Origin of the sequence: Nonomuraea marmarensis (assembly GCF_043197025.1) — a bacterium.
Lineage (GTDB): Bacteria > Actinomycetota > Actinomycetes > Streptosporangiales > Streptosporangiaceae > Nonomuraea > Nonomuraea marmarensis.
In genome coordinates this window covers 271,978-289,207 of record NZ_JBICRM010000009.1, presented here as the reverse complement: position 1 = coordinate 289,207, position 17,230 = coordinate 271,978, and the positions used below count along the sequence as shown (strand labels likewise).

Genomic DNA, 17,230 nt, shown 5'->3' with positions numbered 1-17,230 from the left:
CTACCCGCGGTGATGTCCTCGACTGTCGATGGGCCATGACTGGTGAGGAGGTCAAAAGTGGAACTCGTGCCGGTCTGGGAGCCGCGACGCCTGTGAGTCAGGGCTTGAGATGCCCCTGCCCGGTCACGGGTCGAGCAGTTCGCCATGAATGCCAAGCTCGAGAACTGCGACGCATGGGTGACGGACTTCGTAGTCCAAGATCAGTTCATGGAGTTCAATTTCGAGGGCAGAGAACCCCTACAGGATGCATAGGGTGCTGAAGAGCGATACAGTACCTGCAACCATAACGCAATTGGAGCACCATCATGGCGAAGCGCATCGTTGAATCCTTTATCGATGACATCGACGGCAGTGACGCCGAGGGAACCACAACATTCGCCCTCGACGGCGCCAACTACGAGATCGACCTGTCGAGCGGGAACAGGGAGAAGTTGGAGAAGGCCCTTGCCCCCTTCATCACCAAGGCTCGCGCGGTCCGCGCCGAGAGGGGCGTCCGTGGCCGGCGCGCAGCCGCTACCTCGACTCGGGCCATCCGGGAGAAGTCCACTGAGATCAGGCGGTGGGCCAAGGCCCACGGCCTGCCGGTGAGCGAGCGAGGCCGCATCGCCGCTTCCGTCGTGCAGCAGTACGAGGCAGCCCACTAAACGAACCTGAATCATCAGGTACTCATACGACAGACGGTTGCGGTTGGTCGCCGATCTATTGACCGGTGCGGACGATGACGGCTGTAGTGCCGCTCATATCCACCGCGATCGAGGGGGACAGGTATTAGCCGCCGTCCGCCAGTGCCGCCGCGATGAAGGGCTCCACCTGACGGAGGAATTGCTCTGGCGCGGAAAGCGGCGCTGATCGAACTCGACGCAGGCGGGCCGAGGCCCACCACCCGCGCCGCCGAGCCTGGCCCGCGATGTCGGCCGGGCCGGGCTCGGCGTGATGATCCCTAGAATCTCACCTTCCGCAGGTAGCTGTATCCGACTTCCGAGGTACGCCGGGGAGTCACGTCAGGCGTGTCGTTCTCCACGATGTACTCCAGCACGCGGTGCTTGTCGAAGATCCGCCGGAAGTCGATGGTCCCGGTGCCGAGGTCGGCCATGTCCCCGTCGAGGTGCCGGTCTTTGACGTGGAACTGCAGCACGCGTTGCGGCGCCCTGCGGATGACGTCGAGCGTGAAGCGGACCGGGTCGGCGACGCCACGCCCGATGCCGCCGGTGACCGCCCAGTAGATGTCGATCTCCAGATGGACCAGGCGCGGATCGAGCTCGGAGGTGAGCACGTCCCACGGCGTCTTCCCGCCTCCGAGGTCGGTCGTGAACTCGTGGGCGTGGTTGTGGTAGCCGTACCTGAGCCCGGCGGAGCGGGCGGCCGCCGCCTCGACGTTCATGCGCTCGGCCCACCCCTTCCACTCGTCCTCGCTGGTGGAACTCAGGAAGGGGACGACGATGAAGGACTGGCCGAGGGTCAGCGCGTTGGCGATCTTCGTGTCCAGCGCGGCCTGGTCGGCGGTGAGGCCGTCGTGGCTGGAGCTGGCACGGATGCCGAGCCCGTCAAGGAATTCGCGGAGCTGCTGGGCCGTACGACCGAAGTAGCCGAGCGCGAGCTCGACCTTCGGGTAGCCGATCTCGGCCAGGTAGGCGAGGGTGGTGTCGTAGTTCTGGGCGAGGTCGTCGCGTACCGTCCAGAGCTGGATGCTGATCTGGCCGGGCGGGACGCGGTGCGCGCCGGTCTGGTGCGGCGTCGCCGCGGCGGCGGGGGAAGCGGCGGCGAGGGCGGCCGTCCCGAGTCCGAGGCCTGCGGCGAGCAGGGAGCGCCTGCTCGGGCCGTAGCCGTAACACATGGGGATCTCCTAACGTGTGGGCTGGAGTACGACCTCGTCACTGCCGGTCAGCGGGGGCAGGTCGGCGCCGCCCGGGTCGGTGTAGCTGGCGACGAAGACGCCGGTGAGGTGGTCGGTCTCCGGGTCGTGCCCGCTCGGCTCGGTGGTCTGGATGGAGCCAGTGCAGCCGCGGGCCGTGGTCTGCGGGTGGCCGTGATCGTCATGGCCGAGGATGTAGTCCACGGTCACGTTGGCGCAGTCCACCGGCTGGTCGTCGGTGACCCGTACCTCGAACTCGACGACGTCGCCGAAGGTGAACGCCGCCCCGTCGACGGGCCGGACCAGCTCCACGACCGGTGTGGCGTTGCCGACCACGATCCGTACCGACGTCGCCGCGGACATGCCGCCGTCGTCGCTGACTCTCAGCGTGGCGTTGTAGAGGCCGTTCTGCTCGAACGTGTACGACGCCTCGGGGCTGCGGGAGTCGACGGTGCCGTCGGCGTTGAAGTCCCACGCGTAGCGGAGCCTGTCGCCGTCGGGGTCGGTCGTTCCGGCGCTGGTGAAGCGGACGGTGAGCGGCGCGTGGCCGGAGGTCACCGACGCCGCGGCGGCCGGGATGGGAGTGTGGTTGCCGGTGTAGCCGATGTAGTCGAACCGGGCGAGCTGGGCGTCCGGGTTCTCCTGGAAGAAGCCGTCGCCGTACTCCAGCACGTAGAGCGCGCCGTCGGGGCCGAACTCCATGTCCATCGGGTTGTCGAAGACGAACGAGGGCAGCACGTCCTCGATCCGCCCGTCACGGTGGAACGCCTTGACGTAGTCGCGGGTCCATTCGTAGAAGAGCGGAACACCGTCGTAGTACTTCGGCCAGGCCACGGGAGCGCGGCCACTCGTGTTACGCGGGTCGAAGTGGTACGCCGGGCCGGCCATCGGGCCGATACCTCCGGTACCCAGCTGTGGGAACTCCTGCGACGGCCCGTAGGAATACCACACCACCGGCTGAACGACCGGCGGCAGCGCGCGCCGGCCGGTGTTCCGCGGCGACTCGTTGACGGGAGCGGCACAGTTGAACTGCTCGCCTGACGCACCGGTCGCGAAGTCGTAGTCCACGTACGGGAGCCGCGCCGTCGCGCAGTAGGGCCAGCCGTAGTTGCCGGCCTTGCGGATCGTCGTCCACTTACCGGTCCCCGCCGGGCCGCGCTGGGGATCGGCCTCCTGCGCGTCGGGCGAGTAGTCGCCGACGTAGAGATCCCCGGTGGACCGGTTGAGCTCGATGCGGAAGGGATTGCGCAGGCCCATCGCATAGATCTCCGGCCGGGTGCTCGCCGTGCCGGGCGGGAAGAGGTTGCCGCGGGGGATCGTGTAGGAGCCGTCCGTACGGACCTTGACGCGCAGGATCTTGCCGCGCAGGTCGTTGGTGTTGCCGGCGCTGCGCTGGGCGTCGAAGGCCGGGTTCCGGTCGGTCTGCTCGTCGATCGGGGCGTAACCGTCGGAGAAGAACGGGTTCGTGTCGTCGCCGGTCGACAGGTAGAGGTTGCCGTCGGCGTCGAAGACGATGTCCCCGCCGACGTGGCAGCAGATGCCCCGGTCCACCGGCACGTCGAGGATGCGCTGCTCGGTGCGCAGGTCGATGGTGGCACCGGTGAAGCGGAACCGGGACAGCCGGATCAGCCCTTTGAAGGGCGCGAAGTCCGCCGGTGTGCCGGTGAACGGGGCGTCGCCTTCGTTGACGTCGGGCGTCGCCGGGTCGTCGATCGGGGTGTTCAGCGGCGGGGAGTAGTACAGGTAGACCCAGTCGTCCGTCTTGGAGCCCGTGCCGAAGCCGGGGCTGAGGGCGATGCTCTGCAGCCCCTCCTCGTCATGCCGGTAGACGTCGAGCCGGGCGGCCTGCGTGTTGAGGCCGGTCTTCGGATCGTGTAACCAGACCACGCCGGTCCTGGTGGTGTGCAGGACCCTCGAATCCGGTAACACCGCCAGGTCCATCGGCTCGCCTGGGCTGTCGTTGAGGGTCACCTTCTGGAAGTCGTCGTCGGGCGGCGGGGCACCGGCGCTCCCGGAGGCGTGTACGGCGGCGGCCGGCATGAGGATCGCCGCAGCAGTCATCGCCGCGATTGCGGTTCTCGCTCTCATGCCTCTCCCTTCGGTCTACTCGGGGGATAAGAGAGGGCAAATTAACGTGAATGTAACCCGAGTTACGCCGATCGAGGAGGGCCTAATCACGCTCGATCGAGCGACTTTCGCGTTCCATTGGACTAAGTGGCGACAAAGCGGGCTCATGGGCGACTTGGCGCTGACTTGTGGCCGACCTGGTGAGAAGGGCCTGGCCCGGTCCAAGACGCGGCGAAGTCGACGTTAAGCCGTGGCCCCTAACGTTCTCCGTGGTTGCCCGACCGGGCAGCCGGAACCCCGGTTCGGCGCCTCGCCGTACCGGACGGGGACATGAAAGGGAACACAGTGTCCAAGATCAAGATTGACGACATCGCGGCCGCCGGGGCGGAGCTCAACGAGGGCGACCTCCGGCTGGTCAACGGCGGCATCAGGCCGGAACTGTCCAGCGTCAAGATCGTTGTCTCGACCGGCGCCACCACGCGCGACGAGGACTTCTAGCCGGTCGGGCGACGCGGGGCGCCGGACGGCGCCCCGCGTCCTACTGCGGGAGAGCGAGAGATGGCGGGCGAGATACTCATCCTCACAGTCGACGACGATCCCCACGCGGAGCACGTGGCCGGACTGCTGGCCGCGCGGGGGGCGCAAGCGGTCGTCTTCGACCCGGCGGACTATCCGGTCCGCGCGGTGCTCGACGCGGCCTACAGCCGCGACGGCCAGGTACGGCGGCGCCTGCGCACCGGAACGGCCGACGTCGACCTCGACCACCTGACGGCGGTGTGGTTCCGCCGTCCCCAGCCACCCGTGGCGCATGCCGAGATCGTGGACGCGGCGGCACGGGCCCACATCGAGCAGGAGTGCGCGGCGTTCGCCGGGGACCTGTGGGAGCAACTCGACTGCCGGATGGTCCCCGCGCCGAGAGAGCAGGTGAAGCTCGCCCAGCGCAAGTCGTCCCAGCTGGGGCTGGCCGGCCGGCTCGGGTTCGAGCTGCCCGACACGTTGATCACCAACGATCCCGGGGAGTTCCTGGACTTCTACGACCGGCACGAGGGCCGGATCATCACCAAGACCCTGGGCACTCCCGTGACGCCCCGTCCTGACGGGGAGAACGTCGGCCGGCTGTCGGAGCCGGTGTCCACCCGGGACGTGGCCTACGCGGACGCGATCAGGTTCGGCCCGGTCATCATCCAGGAGTACGTGGCCAAACGGGTCGAGCTACGCGTGACCGTCGTCGGCCGGGCGGTCTTCGCCGCGGAGATCCACTCCCAGGAGAGCAACCACGCCCGCTTCGACTGGCGGCGCTACGACCTGGGGAGCACCCGCCATGAGGTGCACCGGCTCCCGGCCGGCGTGGCCGGCCGCTGTGTCGAGATCGTCGAGCGGCTCGGGCTGCGTTACGGCGCGATCGACCTGATCCTGACCCCCGAAGGACGCTACGTCTTCCTGGAGGTCAACCCGACCGGCCAGTGGCTCTGGATCGAGCGGGCCACCGGTCTGCCGATCGGAGAGGCGCTCTGCGACCTGTTGCTGTACGGCGAAGTCAAAGAGGAGACCAGGCATGTTGTCCGATGCGCTTGACACCCTGCGCGACCTGGCCGGTCTTGACCCCGATGAGGCCCGGGAACGGGTGCGGGACCTGCGGGAGCGCCATCCGGACGTACGCTTCCGGCTGCTGCGGCAGCGCGAGGAGTACGACGACTCGCTCCACTACGACCTGCTGATCAAGCAAGCGGACAATGGGACGATCTCGTTGTCCTGGTGCCCGGACCGGGCGCTGCCGTGGCCGTTGCGGAGCGTGCACCGGGCCGGCGAGATGCTCCTGCTGCGGATCGACGGGGTCGGCGTGCAGGTGGCCGACGCGGTGGCCCGGCTCGACTTCCTGTGGAACGAGGCCCGGCTGGTGGACCGGATCGTCACCGCCGCCCTGCTGCAGGTGGAGCTGGAGGAGTCGCCCGTCGAGCTCACCGACGGCGAACTCCAGGAGGCGGTGGACGCCTTCCGGCGCGCCAGGGGACTGCTCACCACCGAGCGGACGCGCGAATGGATGGACCGGCGCGATGAAGCGCTGGTCGGAGCTGTTCGCCGTCCAGCTGGACGCCGACGTGCGAGGTGGCCTCGTCAAGGGCCTGGTCGACTCGGCACTCGCGGCGATCCGCTACCTGGCGCCCCTCGGGCTGCTGTGGGTCGGCACGTGGCGCGTACTCGACGGGTCGCTCAGCCTCGGAACGCTGCTCGCGCTCAATTCCATCGCGGCCGCCGCGCTCACCCCGCTCGGCTCGCTGATGACCGCCCTGCAGAACCTCCAGCAGGCGGGGGCCCACTTCGACCGGCTGTCGGACATCCTGGCCGCCGAACCCGAGCCGTCCGAGGGCATCGAGGTGCTCCGCCTGCGCGGCGCGATCGAGCTGCGCCGCGTGAGCTTCCGCCACGGCCCCAACGCCCCGTGGGTCCTGCGCGACGTCTCCCTGACCGTACGGCCCGGCCAGAAGGTCGCGCTGGTGGGCGCCTCCGGCTCGGGAAAGAGCACCCTGGCCCGGCTGCTGCTCGCCCTCCACCCCCCGACCGAGGGCGAGCTCCGGTACGACGGCGTACCCGCACCCGAGCTCAACCCGCACTCACTGCGCCGCCAGTTCGGGGTCGTGACCCAGCAGCCGTCCCTGTTCACCGGGACGATCAGGGAGAACATCGCCCTCAACGACCCGGAGGCGCCCCTGGCGCGGATCGCCGCGGCGGCCGGGCTCGCCTGCCTGCACGACGAGGTCGTCGAGATGCCGATGGGGTACGAGACGATCCTCGTCGAGGGCGGCGGGCTGTCCGGGGGACAGCGCCAGCGCCTCGCCCTCGCCCGCGCGCTGCTGCCCCGCCCCAGGGTGCTCCTGCTGGACGAGGCCACAAGCCAGCTCGACAGCGCGACCGAGGCGGAGATCGAGGCCCGCCTGGCCGGCCTGACGCAGACCCGCGTCGTCATCGCGCACCGGCTCAGCACGATCAAGGACGCCGACCTCATCCTGGTCCTGCACCAGGGGCACGTGGTCGAGCAGGGCACCCACGCGGAGCTCCTCGCTCTCGGCGGGCGCTACGCCCACCTCGTCGCCACCCAGCTGGCCGGCGTGCACGGATAGCCTGCGAGCCGTCAGCGGCCGCTCGACCGTCACTGTATGTGAGACGCCAACGGTTACCGTCACGAATCGTGTGCTGACAAAGAGTCAACCCACCTTTCGAGATGATTCTTCGCATCCGTAGCTTGAAGTACATCTGCCCCATAGGCATAGTGGACGGACCACCTCGGGGGCCGGTACCCGTTCACGACTGCCAGCGGCGCATCATCACGCGCGGAATTGGACATCATGGATAGCTCGCCCCTGCCGCTCCGCACCAAGCTGCTCAGGATCCTGCTGCTTCCGCTGGTCTCCATGGTCGTCCTGTGGGGGTTCATCGCCTACTCCAGCGTGGCGGAGATCGTCACGGTCTCCCAGGCGCAGGACCGCTGGGAGGCCATCGGGTCGCCGGTGCTGCAGCTGATCGTCGAGCTGCAGCGGGAGCGCCAGCTCTCGGCGGAGGCGCCGCGCAGCACCGCGGCGTACGCGCCGCTGGCCGAGCAGCGGCGGATCACCGACGGCAAGGCCGAGCGGCTGCGCGAGGTCATCGGATCCGTTGACGCCACCCCGGAGGGCGCCGACACGCCGGCCCAGGTGCGGGCGCTGGTGCAGGCGCTCGACGGGCTGCAGTCGCTGCGCGCCTCCGCCGACGGCGGCGTGCTGGCCCCACCGCTGACGATCATCCAGGCGTACGACAACCTGATCAGCGTGGTCAACCGGCAGTTCACCGACCGCGACGCGCTGAGCGACGTCTCGTCCTTCCGCTCGGTACGCGGCATGGCGGCGTACAGCGCCACGGCCGAGTACCTGGGCCGGGAGCACGCCGTGCTCACCAGCACGCTCGTGCACCGCAAGATGTCCCCCACCGACCGGGCCGCGTTCGTCGCCGCGTCCACCAGCCGCCGGATCGTCTTCGCCAACGCCGAGCGCGACGTGGGCCCCGACCTGCGGGTGAACTTCGACAAGCTGGTCGGCGGCGCCCCGTACAAACGGCTGCTGGAGGCGGAGGACGAGCTGTTCTCGTGGGACACCAGCGGCGGCGCGCCGCCGCTGGACCCCGCCGTGTGGAAGAGCGACGCCGACGCCATCCTCGGCGCGATCAACCGCGACACGCAGGCGGAGCTGGGCCGCGCCGCGGTGGAGGCCGAGGGGCAGAAGAGCGGGGCGTACTGGCGGATCGGGCTGGTCCTGCTCCTGGGCCTGGCGGTGGTCGTCGTGTCGGTGGCGCTGTCGTACCGGTTCGGCCGCTCGCTGATCGCCGAGCTCAGCCGGCTGCAGGCGTCGGCGGTGGAGCTGGCCGAGGAGCGGCTGCCCCGGCTGGTCGAGCGGCTGCGCCGCGGCGACGACGTGGACCCGGCCACCGAGGCCCCCGGCCTCGACCCGGCCGACACCGCCGAGGTCGATCGCGTGGTGAACGCGTTCTCCGCGGTACGCCGCACTGCGGTCGAGGCCGCGGTGGGCCAGGCGACCCTGCGCAAGGGCGTCGGTCAGGTCTTCCTCAACCTGGCCTGGCGCAACCAGACGCTCCTCCACCGCCAGCTCGCGCTGCTCGACACCATGGAGCGCCGGATCGACGAGCCGGAGGTCCTGGAGGACCTGTTCAAGCTCGACCACCTGACCACCCGCATGCGGCGGCACGCGGAGAACCTGATCATCCTGTCCGGCTCCGCCCCCGCGCGCCGCTGGCGCGACCCGGTGCCGCTGTTCGACGTCGTCCGCGCGGCGGCGCTGGAGGTCGAGGACTACACCCGCGTCGCCGTCGCGCCGATGCCGAACGCCCCGCTGCTGCTCGGGGCCGCGGTCACCGACGTGATCCACCTGGTCGCCGAGCTGGTCGAGAACGCCACCGTCTTCTCCCCGCCCGACACGAGCGTGCACATCCGCGGCATCACGGCGGCCAACGGGTTCGCGCTCGAGGTGGAGGACCGGGGCCTGGGGCTGAGCCAGGTCATCCTCGACGAGCTCAACGCCCGGCTGGCCGACCCGCCGGAGTTCGACCTGGCCGACAGCGACCGGCTCGGCCTGTTCGTGGTGTCCAGGCTCGCGGCCCGGCACGGCATCAAGATCGTGCTGCGCCGGTCGCCGTACGACGGGACGACCGCGATCGTCCTGGTGCCCTCCGCCCTGCTCGCCGGCTCCGAGACCCCGGCCGTCGCCGCGGCGGAGCACGCGGCCGCCCGCGCGGGCCGGCCCATGCGCGCGCTCGGGGCGGCGCCTGCCGAGGCAGGACGCCACGCGGTGGCCGTGGCTCCCTTCCCGCCTGTCGGGCCGGACGTGCCCGTCCGCGCCCCGGAGCCCGAGCGGCCGACCTGGTTCGAGGCCCGCCTCGCACCGAGGCCGGAAACCGGGCCTGTTTCGAGTCCGGTTGCCGACTCTGCCACGCCCCCGGGTCCGTCCGTCGAGTGGAGCGTGACCGTACCGGCGGAGGAGGCGGACGAGGATCTCGACGGTCTGCCGATGCGGGTACCGCAGGCCAACCTGGCTCCCCAGCTACGTGACACCACGCGCGCCGAACCGCGTACGGTCTCGGAGCGCTCCCCCGAGGAGCTCGCACAACTCATGTCGTCCATGCAACGTGGCTGGCAGCAGGGCCGCCGGCAGACGGAGCAGGGACAAGACGTGTGGAACCGAAAGGACGACCATCCCGATGCCCGACCCCAGAAGTGAACTGAGCTGGCTCCTCAACGACCTCACCCAGCGCGTCCCCGGCATCCGGCACGCCATCGTGCTGTCCGCCGACGGGCTGGCCATGGGCGGTTCCCGGGAGCTGACCCGGGAGGACACCGAGCACCTGTCCGCCATCTCCGCCGGCAGCCACAGCCTCGCCATGGGCGCGGGACGGCACTTCGGGATGGGCGGCGTCCGGCAGACGATCATCGAGATGGACGGCGGGTTCCTGTTCGTCACCGCGGCCGGCCAGGGTGCCCGGCTGGCGGTGCTCGCCTCGGGCGACGCCGAGCTGGGCATGGTCACGTACGAGATGGCGCTCATGGTCAAGCGGGTCGGCGAGCACCTCTCCGCGCAGCCGAGGGGAGCGGCACCGGCACCCGCCTGGAACGGTACGAGACCGTGACCGGGGAGGATCCCGGGCCGCTGATCCGGCTGTTCGGGCTGACCGGGGGCCGGGCGCGCCCGCAGGGCGAAGCGTTCGACCTGGTGGCCATCGTGACGACGGTCGGCGCGGGCTCCGGCTCCCACGAGCCTCCGGACCTGATCCCGGAGCATCGCGAAGTGTTGTCGCTGTGCCGCGCGCCCACGCCGGTGGCGGATGTCGCGGCGCACCTCAGGCTGCCGCTCAACATCACTCGGGTGATCCTGGGCGACCTGCGGCGAGAGGGCCTGATCACCATCGAGCGCCCGCGCCCCGCGGCGCAGACGATCGACGAACGCATCTACAGGGAAGTGCTGCATGGACTCCGCAGCCTCTGAGCCGGGGACGACCGCGGTCGTCTCGGCCTTGGCCATCAAGATCCTCATCGCCGGCGGCTTCGGCGTCGGCAAGACGACCATGGTCGGCACGATCAGCGAGATCCGGCCACTGCACACCGAGGAGCTGCTGAGCGAGCCAGGCATCGGGGTGGACGACACCTCAGGCGTGGAGTCCAAGACCACCACCACTGTGGCGCTGGATTTCGGCCGCATCACCATCCGCGAGGGGCTGTGGCTGTACCTGTTCGGCACGCCCGGGCAGGACCGGTTCTGGTTTATGTGGGACGAATTGGCCCTGGGCGCGCTCGGCGCCGTCGTGCTGGCCGACACCCGCCGCCTGCAGGACTCCTTCCCGGCGGTGGACTACTTCGAGCAGCGCGGCATCCCGTTCGTGGTCGGCGTGAACTGCTTCGACGGCGCCCGCCGCCACGACCCGGCCAAGGTACGGCGGGCGCTCGGGCTGAACGAGGCCATCCCGATCGTGCTGTGCGACGTGCGCGAGCGCGAGTCGGTCAAGAATGTGCTCACGACGCTGGTCACGTACGCGGTGGAGGGCGCCTGACCGGCGTCCGTATGTGCTTCAGGCACGGTCGGGGCCCCCGGTCTCCAGCAGGCGGCCGTCGGACAGCGCCAGCCAGCGATCCACCTTGATCTCCGCGAGGAACCGCTCGTCGTGGCTGACCACCACGAACGCGCCCTCGTACGCGCTGAGCGCGCTCTCCAACTGCCCGATGCTGACCAGGTCGAGGTTGTTGGTGGGCTCATCCAGCAGCAACAGCTGGGGTGCCGGTTCGGCGCACAGGACGCAGGCCAGGGTGGCGCGCAGCCGTTCGCCGCCGGACAGCACCCCGACCGGGAGCTGCGTGCGGGAGCCCCGGAACAGGAAGCGGGCGAGCAGGTTCATCCGCTGCGCCTCCGGCATCGCGGGGGCGAACGCGGCCAGGTTCTCCGCCACGGTGCGGTCGAGGTCCAGCAGGTCCAGCCGTTGGGACAGGTACGCGACCCGGCCGTCCGCCCGCTTGATCAGGCCACCCTCCGGCTCCAACTCGCCGTTGATCAGGCGCAGCAGGCTTGACTTGCCGACGCCGTTGGGGCCGGTCAGCGCGATCCGCTCGGGTCCCCGGATCGTCAGGTCGACGCCCGCCCCGGCGAACAACGCCCGCTCACCGTGCCGGACCTGCAGGCGTTCACCGAGGAAGACCGTGCGTCCGGCGGGGACGTTCGTACCGGGCAGTTCCAGCACGATCTTCTGATCGTCGCGCAGAGCACGGCCCGCCTCGTCGAGCCGGGCCTTGGCGTCGCTGACCCGCGCGCCGTGCGTCTGGCTCGCCTTGCCCGCCGACTCCTGGGCGCCCCGCTTCATGTTCCCGGCGAAAATTCTGGGCAGGCCGGCGTTCTTGAGGTTGCGGGCGGCGTTGCTCGCCCGCCGCTCGGCCCGCTCGCGAGCCTGCTGCAGCTCCCGCTTCTCACGCTTCAGCTCCTGCTCGGCGCTGCGGATGTTCTTCTCGGCGACCTCCCGCTCGGCCCGCACGGCCTCCTCGTACGCGGTGAAGTTCCCCCCGTGGAACCTGACCTCGCCCTGGTCGAGTTCGGCGATGCGGTCCATGCGGTCGAGCAGCGCCCGGTCGTGGCTGACCAGCAGCAGGCAGCCGTTCCAGTCCGCGAGCACGTCGTAGAGCTTGCGGCGCGCGGCAAGGTCGAGGTTGTTGGTCGGCTCGTCGAGCAGCAGCACGTCGGGCCGCTTCAGCAGCTGCGCCGCCAGCCCGAGCGAGACGACCTGGCCACCGCTGAGGGTGTGCAGGCGCCGGGCGAAGCCGACCTCGGCGAGGCCGAGCCGGTCCAACTGGGCACGGGTACGCTCCTCGATGTCCCAGTCGTTGCCGATCGTGGTGAAGTGCTCCTCGCTGGCGTCTCCGGACTCGATGGCGTCCAGTGCGCGGATCACCGGAGCGATCCCCAGGACCTCGGCCACCGTCAGGTCACCGACGAGCGGCAGAGTCTGCGGCAGGTAGCCGAGCACTCCCTGGACGGACACCGCCCCGCCGCCGGGCCGGTACTCGCCGGCGATCAGCTTGAGCAGCGTGCTCTTACCGGCGCCGTTCGGGGCGACGAGGCCCGTACGGCCGCCGCCCACTGTGAAAGACAGGTCCTGGAAGACAGATGTGTCGTCGGGCCAGGAAAAGGACAGGTTGGAGCAGATGATGAATGCGTCGGACATGCGAGAGACCTCGTACGTGATCCGGGCGCGCGCCGCGGCCGCCCGGCGATGGGACAGGGATTCGTGAAACGACGACGACGGCCGCGACGGCGGCGTGTCGTGCACGCCTGCCCGGGCCGATCAATTTCCGGTATCACCCGGAAATGTCGTCGTCACCTGCCACGTCTGTCTCCCTAGCTTCCGCTCACAAGCGTTCTCCACCATAGCAGCGCAGGCCCCGTGCCTGGCTCTGCGGGCGTGCGGCCCGGATCAGCGTTCCCGCGCAGTTTCAGGGTCACCAGTACGTCGGAGCGGCGCGAATGGCGGATCGCCAGATCGACGTGTCACCTCGTACGGCGGTCACGCGGCGCCCCTTGCGCTCTGCGCGCTGTTCCGCATGAGCTCCTTGGATTTCCTCGCGGCGGGTGGCGCTGGTTCGGCGATGGCTCGCGGCGGTTGGGGTTGAGGGATGGCCGAGGAGTCGAGTTGCGGGATGCGCAGGACGAAGCGGGCGCCTCCGGGTGAGTCTTCGAGGGTGAGGGTGCCGCGGTGGTGGTGGGCGATGTCGCGGGTGATGGCCAGGCCGAGGCCGCTGCCGCCGGTGTCGAGGCGGCGGCCGTCGTCGAGGCGGGTGAAGCGTTCGAAGACGCGCTGACGGTCGGCGGGTGGGATGCCGGGGCCGTCGTCGGTGACGGCGATCACGGCTTGGCCGTCGACAGAGGTGAGGGTGATGTCGACGGCGGTGGTGGCGTGGCGGCGGGCGTTGCTGACCAGGTTGGCCAGGGCGCGGATGAGCTGGATGCGCGATCCGCAGATCCACACGTCGCCATGCGTGTGCAGCCGGACCGGGACGGCCTTTTGCGGTCCGTGGTGGGTACCGGTGGTCTTGATGCCGGTGGCCTCTTTGAGGCTGTTGCCGGTGGCGTAGGTGGTGGCGCTCTTCGTACGGGTGGCGATCCTGGTGGGTTGGCTGTAGGCGCCGTTGGGCTGGGTTGTTTCCTGGGTGACGAGTTGGGTGAGATTGATGAGTTCGTGGGAGGTGGTGGCGTGCAGGCGGGCCTGGGCGAGCAGGTCGGTGACGATGGCGTCGAGGCGGTCGGTGGTGGTCAGGGCGCTTTGCAGGGTGTCGTGGGTGTCGGTGTCCTCGGGGTGTTCCAGGGCGTCCTCCAACTGGGCACGCAGGCCCGCGATGGGGTTGCGGAGTTCGTGGCTGGTGTTGCTGGCGAAGCGGCGTTGCTGGGCGACGGCTTCGTCCAGGCGGGCGAGGGTGTGGTCGGCGGTACGCGCGAGTTCGGCGATCTCGCCGTCGCCGGGTGGGACGGGCATGCGGCGGCTCAGGTCGTTCAGGGTGATCTGGGCCATGTGGGTGCGCAGGGCTTGGACGGGGCGCAGGGCGCGGCCGACGGCGGTCCAGGTGATGGCGCCGGCGCCGGCGACCAGGGCGAGGGCCAGGGCGGCCAGCAGGAATTCGAGGTTGTGTCCGCGGAGCACGGCAGGGATGCTCCGGCCGGCCACCACGACCGGGGCGGCGGCGGCGAGGCTGGTGCGGATGGCGACGATCACGTGCCGGCCGTCGGACAGGCGGGCCACCGGGTCGTCGGGAGTGGGGCGGGTGTGGGTGAGCGGGGGTCTCCCGCGGGCGGCGTGGCTGGCGGCCAGTACGGCACCGCGGGAGTCGACGATCTGGATCAGGTCGACGTCGCCGGAGGCGGGCAGGGGGTCGAGCAGCGCGTTGGGCGGGATGGTACGCGCGGCGGTGGTCCACTGGCCGGCCACGTCTTCGGCCTGGTCGTAGATGTGCTCGCTTTGGGAATAGCGGAGGGCCAGGCCGGTGGTGGCGGCGAGCGCACCCAGGATGATCAGTGCCAGCAGCGACGCTGCCATGGTGGAACGCCCACGGAGGGATCGGGGATAGCGGATCACAGTCACGGTCTTCCTCTCGGGAAGGGAGTTATGGGGTAAGAGGCACCGCTCAGACCGTCGTGACGGCGAGGCTGCCCAGGAGCGCGAGCGCGTGCTCGGTAGGGCTGTCGGGTTCGGCGTGGAAGACGACGAGATGCTGGCCCGGGACGTGGTCGATGTCGAACAGGTCGCAGATGAGGGTGAGGTTGCCGACCTCGCGGTGGCGCAGGCGCTTGACCTTGTGCGCGTCGGTGACCAGATCGTGCCCGGCCCACAGCCGGCGGAAGTCGCGGCTCTGCTCGGAGAGTTCGCCGACCAGCGCGGTCACGTGGGGGTCTTCGAGCTGGCCCCGGACAGTGTGCAGGGACTCCGTCGCGGCGCCGGCGATGTGCTGCCATTCCTGGAAGAAGTCGGGTGCCGCCGGGTCCAGGAACACCAGCCTGAACAGGTTGTCGGCGTGCCCCAGCCCGTCCAGGAGCGCGGTGCCCAGGCAGTTCGCGGCTCGCACGTTCATCAGGCGGTCGCAGAGGAGGGTGGGTGTGTCGGCACAGGTGTCGACCAGCCGTCGCAGGCGCGGGCTGATCCGCTCGCGCTCCCCCGTCTCTGGCCGGGGGCGCAACAGCGGGTGGGCGAGCTCCCACAGCCGCGCCGTCGCAGGGCGATTCAGGTCCAGGACCCGCACCAGGGAGCCGAGCACCCGCTCGGACGGGTGACGCTCGGTCCCGTCCTCCAGGCGGACGTAGGAGGCGGTGCTGATCCCGGTCAGCAGGGCGATCTCTTCCCTGCTCAGTCCCAACGTCTCGCGAGGGCCGATGACCTGGCCGGCCGCCAGGGCCTCGCGCCGGGTCCGGAGGAAGTCACCGAGAAGCTGACTGTTGTCCATTTCGTCACCGTACGTCGGAATCTCTCCGCCAAGGTGACCGTGCGACACCTAGGCAAGCCGGACCCTGTATCCGCACGTCAACGGGCATGCGAGGACGTCTAAGTGGCGTTCGCGATGCGGTCGAGCCACTCCGCGAGGAGCGAGCTTTCGGCGGGCGTCAGCGGGACGGCGCCGTTCTGGCGGAGCGCCTCGCGCAGGGCGACGGCGCGGGCGGCGGCCGGCGCGGCGGGGGCGGGCGCGTCGCCGGTGGTGATCGCGCGCAGGACGTGCTCGCGGGCCACCGCCGGTAGTTCCGGGTCGCGCTCGTCGGGCGGGAGCGCCAGCAGGGACAGTACGACGCCGATCGCGGTGGCGTGTACCAGGCGGGTGGCGCGTTCGACGCTCATGCGCAGCAGGCCCGCCTTGCCCAGTCGCGCGAGGAGGCCCTGCAACATGGTGACGGTGTCGCGGCCCGCTCTGGACTCCTCTCCGGTGCGGGCCTCGCCGTACATCAGGATGTAGAACTCCGGCTTGGACAGGCCGAAGCCCATATGCAGGTCCCAGGCCCGGCGCAGGTCGGCCACCGGATCCTCGCTCTGGGCCAGCGCCTGCTTGTCGGCCAGGTAGTCCTGGAAGCCGTAGGTGGCGACCGCGTCGAGCAGGCGTTCCTTGTCGCCGAACAGCCGGTACAGCGTCGGCGGCTGCACACCCGCCGCCGCGCTCACCGCCCGGGTGGACACCGCCTCCCGGCCGCCGCTGGCCAGCAGGTTCGCCGCCGCGGCCAGCACCCGGTCTCTTGTGGTCGTCATGGTTCCAACGATAACTAATCTTTAATATCAACGATGTATATCAATGCTACGGTGATTGTTTTATCGGCGGAAACGCGACACGCGGCCTGTAATCCGCGAATCACGTTTGAGGCGGTGGACGCCTACCAGTTCCCGAGGAGTACTGACCGATATACGGAGATGACATGGACAGCGACAAGCTGCTCGGCGAATTCCTGCGCGCCCGGCGCGCGGTCACCACTCCGGCACAAGCAGGTTTCCTGCACGCCGGCTCCCGCCGAACACCAGGGCTGCGGCGGGAGGAGGTGGCGATGCTCGCCGGAGTCAGCACCTCGTACTACATCCGGCTGGAACAGGGACGCGAACGCCGCCCCTCCTACCAGGTGCTGGGCGCCCTCGCACGAGTGTTGTGCCTGGACGCCGACGCCGTCGACTACCTCTACACGCTCGCCCATCCCTGGGCGCAGGCCCGCGTGCCGTCCGCACAGGTGGAGCAGGTCAGCCCGAGCCTGCTGCAGCTCCTCAACCGCTGGCGCCACATCCCCGCGCTGGTGATCGGCCGGCGGCTGGACGTGCTGGCCACCAACCCCCTCATCGAGGCCGTGTACGAGGGCATGACCCACCTCGACAACTGCCTGCGCATGATCTACCTCTGCCCGGGGGCGGCCGACTACTACCCCGACTGGGAGAAGGCCGCCCACTCCAAGACAGCGCAGCTCCGCGCCGCCCTCGCGACCGACCCCCACGACCCGTACCTGCACGGGCTCGTGGAGGAGCTCTCCACCCACAGCGAGGAGTTCCGCCGCGCCTGGGCCCGGCACGACGTGCAGATCCGCAGCAACGAGGTCAAGGAGTTCCGCCATCCGAAGCTCGGCGACCTCACCTTCACCTGGGAGGTGCTGACCGTCAGCGGCACCTCCCAGCAGCTCGTCGTCCTGGCATCCGAGCCCGGCAGCCCCTCCGAGGCGGCCATGAGAACGCTGGCCGACACCGTCACCAGGGACAACTCGCACCGGGTGAGCCCGGTCCATTCGTGAG

The 17,230-nt window shown here is 69.9% G+C and carries 15 protein-coding genes and 1 pseudogene; 10 read left to right on the top strand and 6 right to left on the bottom strand.

Annotation, left to right across the window (positions count from 1 at the left end):
- The first annotated feature begins 305 nt into the window (after positions 1 to 305).
- Positions 306 to 644, top strand: a complete 339-nt coding sequence (locus ACFLIM_RS17995) for a histone-like nucleoid-structuring protein Lsr2 (RefSeq protein ID WP_393166739.1) — start codon at positions 306 to 308, stop codon at positions 642 to 644.
- 296 nt (positions 645 to 940) lie between these two features.
- Here ACFLIM_RS17995 and ACFLIM_RS17990 read toward each other — a convergent pair whose 3' ends face one another.
- Together ACFLIM_RS17990 and ACFLIM_RS17985 are read right to left on the bottom strand one after the other, a co-directional pair.
- A complete protein-coding gene (locus ACFLIM_RS17990; protein WP_393166737.1) occupies positions 941 to 1,834 on the bottom strand; it encodes a sugar phosphate isomerase/epimerase family protein in 894 nt (297 codons plus the stop codon).
- Positions 1,835 to 1,843: 9 nt separating this feature from the next.
- On the bottom strand, positions 1,844 to 3,940 hold the full coding sequence (locus tag ACFLIM_RS17985) for a PQQ-dependent sugar dehydrogenase (protein ID WP_393166735.1): 2,097 nt from the start codon (positions 3,938 to 3,940) through the stop codon (positions 1,844 to 1,846).
- Positions 3,941 to 4,264: 324 nt separating this feature from the next.
- Here ACFLIM_RS17985 and ACFLIM_RS17980 point away from each other — a divergent pair, with 324 nt between their 5' ends.
- From ACFLIM_RS17980 to ACFLIM_RS17945, 8 genes and pseudogenes are all read left to right on the top strand, one after another.
- The gene (locus tag ACFLIM_RS17980) at positions 4,265 to 4,417 is read left to right on the top strand and encodes a putative ATP-grasp target RiPP (RefSeq protein WP_393166733.1); all 153 of its coding nucleotides are present in this window, start codon (positions 4,265 to 4,267) and stop codon (positions 4,415 to 4,417) included.
- Between the two features lie 60 nt (positions 4,418 to 4,477).
- Complete coding sequence (locus tag ACFLIM_RS17975; RefSeq protein ID WP_393166731.1) at positions 4,478 to 5,494, top strand: MvdC/MvdD family ATP grasp protein; 1,017 nt, start codon at positions 4,478 to 4,480, stop codon at positions 5,492 to 5,494.
- A pseudogene (locus ACFLIM_RS17970) lies at positions 5,475 to 5,915 on the top strand (hypothetical protein); the annotation flags it as partial. The gene ACFLIM_RS17975 and the pseudogene ACFLIM_RS17970, both read left to right, overlap by 20 nt.
- A 58-nt stretch (positions 5,916 to 5,973) precedes the next feature.
- Positions 5,974 to 7,038: a peptidase domain-containing ABC transporter gene (locus tag ACFLIM_RS17965; protein ID WP_393166729.1), complete on the top strand. Its 1,065-nt coding sequence runs from the start codon at positions 5,974 to 5,976 to the stop codon at positions 7,036 to 7,038.
- Positions 7,039 to 7,263: 225 nt separating this feature from the next.
- On the top strand, positions 7,264 to 9,681 hold the full coding sequence (locus ACFLIM_RS17960; RefSeq protein WP_393166727.1) for a sensor histidine kinase: 2,418 nt from the start codon (positions 7,264 to 7,266) through the stop codon (positions 9,679 to 9,681).
- On the top strand, positions 9,662 to 10,087 hold the full coding sequence (locus tag ACFLIM_RS17955; RefSeq protein WP_393166725.1) for a roadblock/LC7 domain-containing protein: 426 nt from the start codon (positions 9,662 to 9,664) through the stop codon (positions 10,085 to 10,087). The genes ACFLIM_RS17960 and ACFLIM_RS17955 overlap by 20 nt, the downstream gene beginning before the upstream one ends.
- Positions 10,084 to 10,443, top strand: coding sequence for a DUF742 domain-containing protein (locus tag ACFLIM_RS17950; RefSeq protein WP_393166723.1), 360 nt, complete (start codon positions 10,084 to 10,086; stop codon positions 10,441 to 10,443). The genes ACFLIM_RS17955 and ACFLIM_RS17950 overlap by 4 nt, the downstream gene beginning before the upstream one ends.
- Positions 10,424 to 11,005: a GTP-binding protein gene (locus ACFLIM_RS17945; RefSeq protein ID WP_393166721.1), complete on the top strand. Its 582-nt coding sequence runs from the start codon at positions 10,424 to 10,426 to the stop codon at positions 11,003 to 11,005. Before ACFLIM_RS17950 ends, ACFLIM_RS17945 begins: the two co-directional genes overlap by 20 nt.
- A gap of 18 nt (positions 11,006 to 11,023) precedes the next feature.
- On the opposite strand, the gene abc-f is transcribed toward ACFLIM_RS17945, so the two are convergent.
- The 4 genes from abc-f to ACFLIM_RS17925 form a co-directional block, all read right to left on the bottom strand.
- On the bottom strand, positions 11,024 to 12,661 hold the full coding sequence (gene abc-f, locus ACFLIM_RS17940; protein WP_393166719.1) for a ribosomal protection-like ABC-F family protein: 1,638 nt from the start codon (positions 12,659 to 12,661) through the stop codon (positions 11,024 to 11,026).
- Positions 12,662 to 13,000: 339 nt separating this feature from the next.
- A complete protein-coding gene (locus ACFLIM_RS17935) occupies positions 13,001 to 14,524 on the bottom strand; it encodes a sensor histidine kinase (protein ID WP_393166717.1) in 1,524 nt (507 codons plus the stop codon).
- Positions 14,525 to 14,612: 88 nt separating this feature from the next.
- The gene (locus tag ACFLIM_RS17930; RefSeq protein ID WP_393166715.1) at positions 14,613 to 15,425 is read right to left on the bottom strand and encodes a helix-turn-helix transcriptional regulator; all 813 of its coding nucleotides are present in this window, start codon (positions 15,423 to 15,425) and stop codon (positions 14,613 to 14,615) included.
- Between the two features lie 98 nt (positions 15,426 to 15,523).
- Complete coding sequence (locus ACFLIM_RS17925) at positions 15,524 to 16,213, bottom strand: TetR/AcrR family transcriptional regulator (protein WP_393166713.1); 690 nt, start codon at positions 16,211 to 16,213, stop codon at positions 15,524 to 15,526.
- A 164-nt stretch (positions 16,214 to 16,377) separates the two neighbouring features.
- Between ACFLIM_RS17925 and ACFLIM_RS17920 the strand changes: the two genes are divergently transcribed.
- Positions 16,378 to 17,229: a helix-turn-helix domain-containing protein gene (locus ACFLIM_RS17920; RefSeq protein WP_393166711.1), complete on the top strand. Its 852-nt coding sequence runs from the start codon at positions 16,378 to 16,380 to the stop codon at positions 17,227 to 17,229.
- Position 17,230 lies beyond the last annotated feature (1 nt).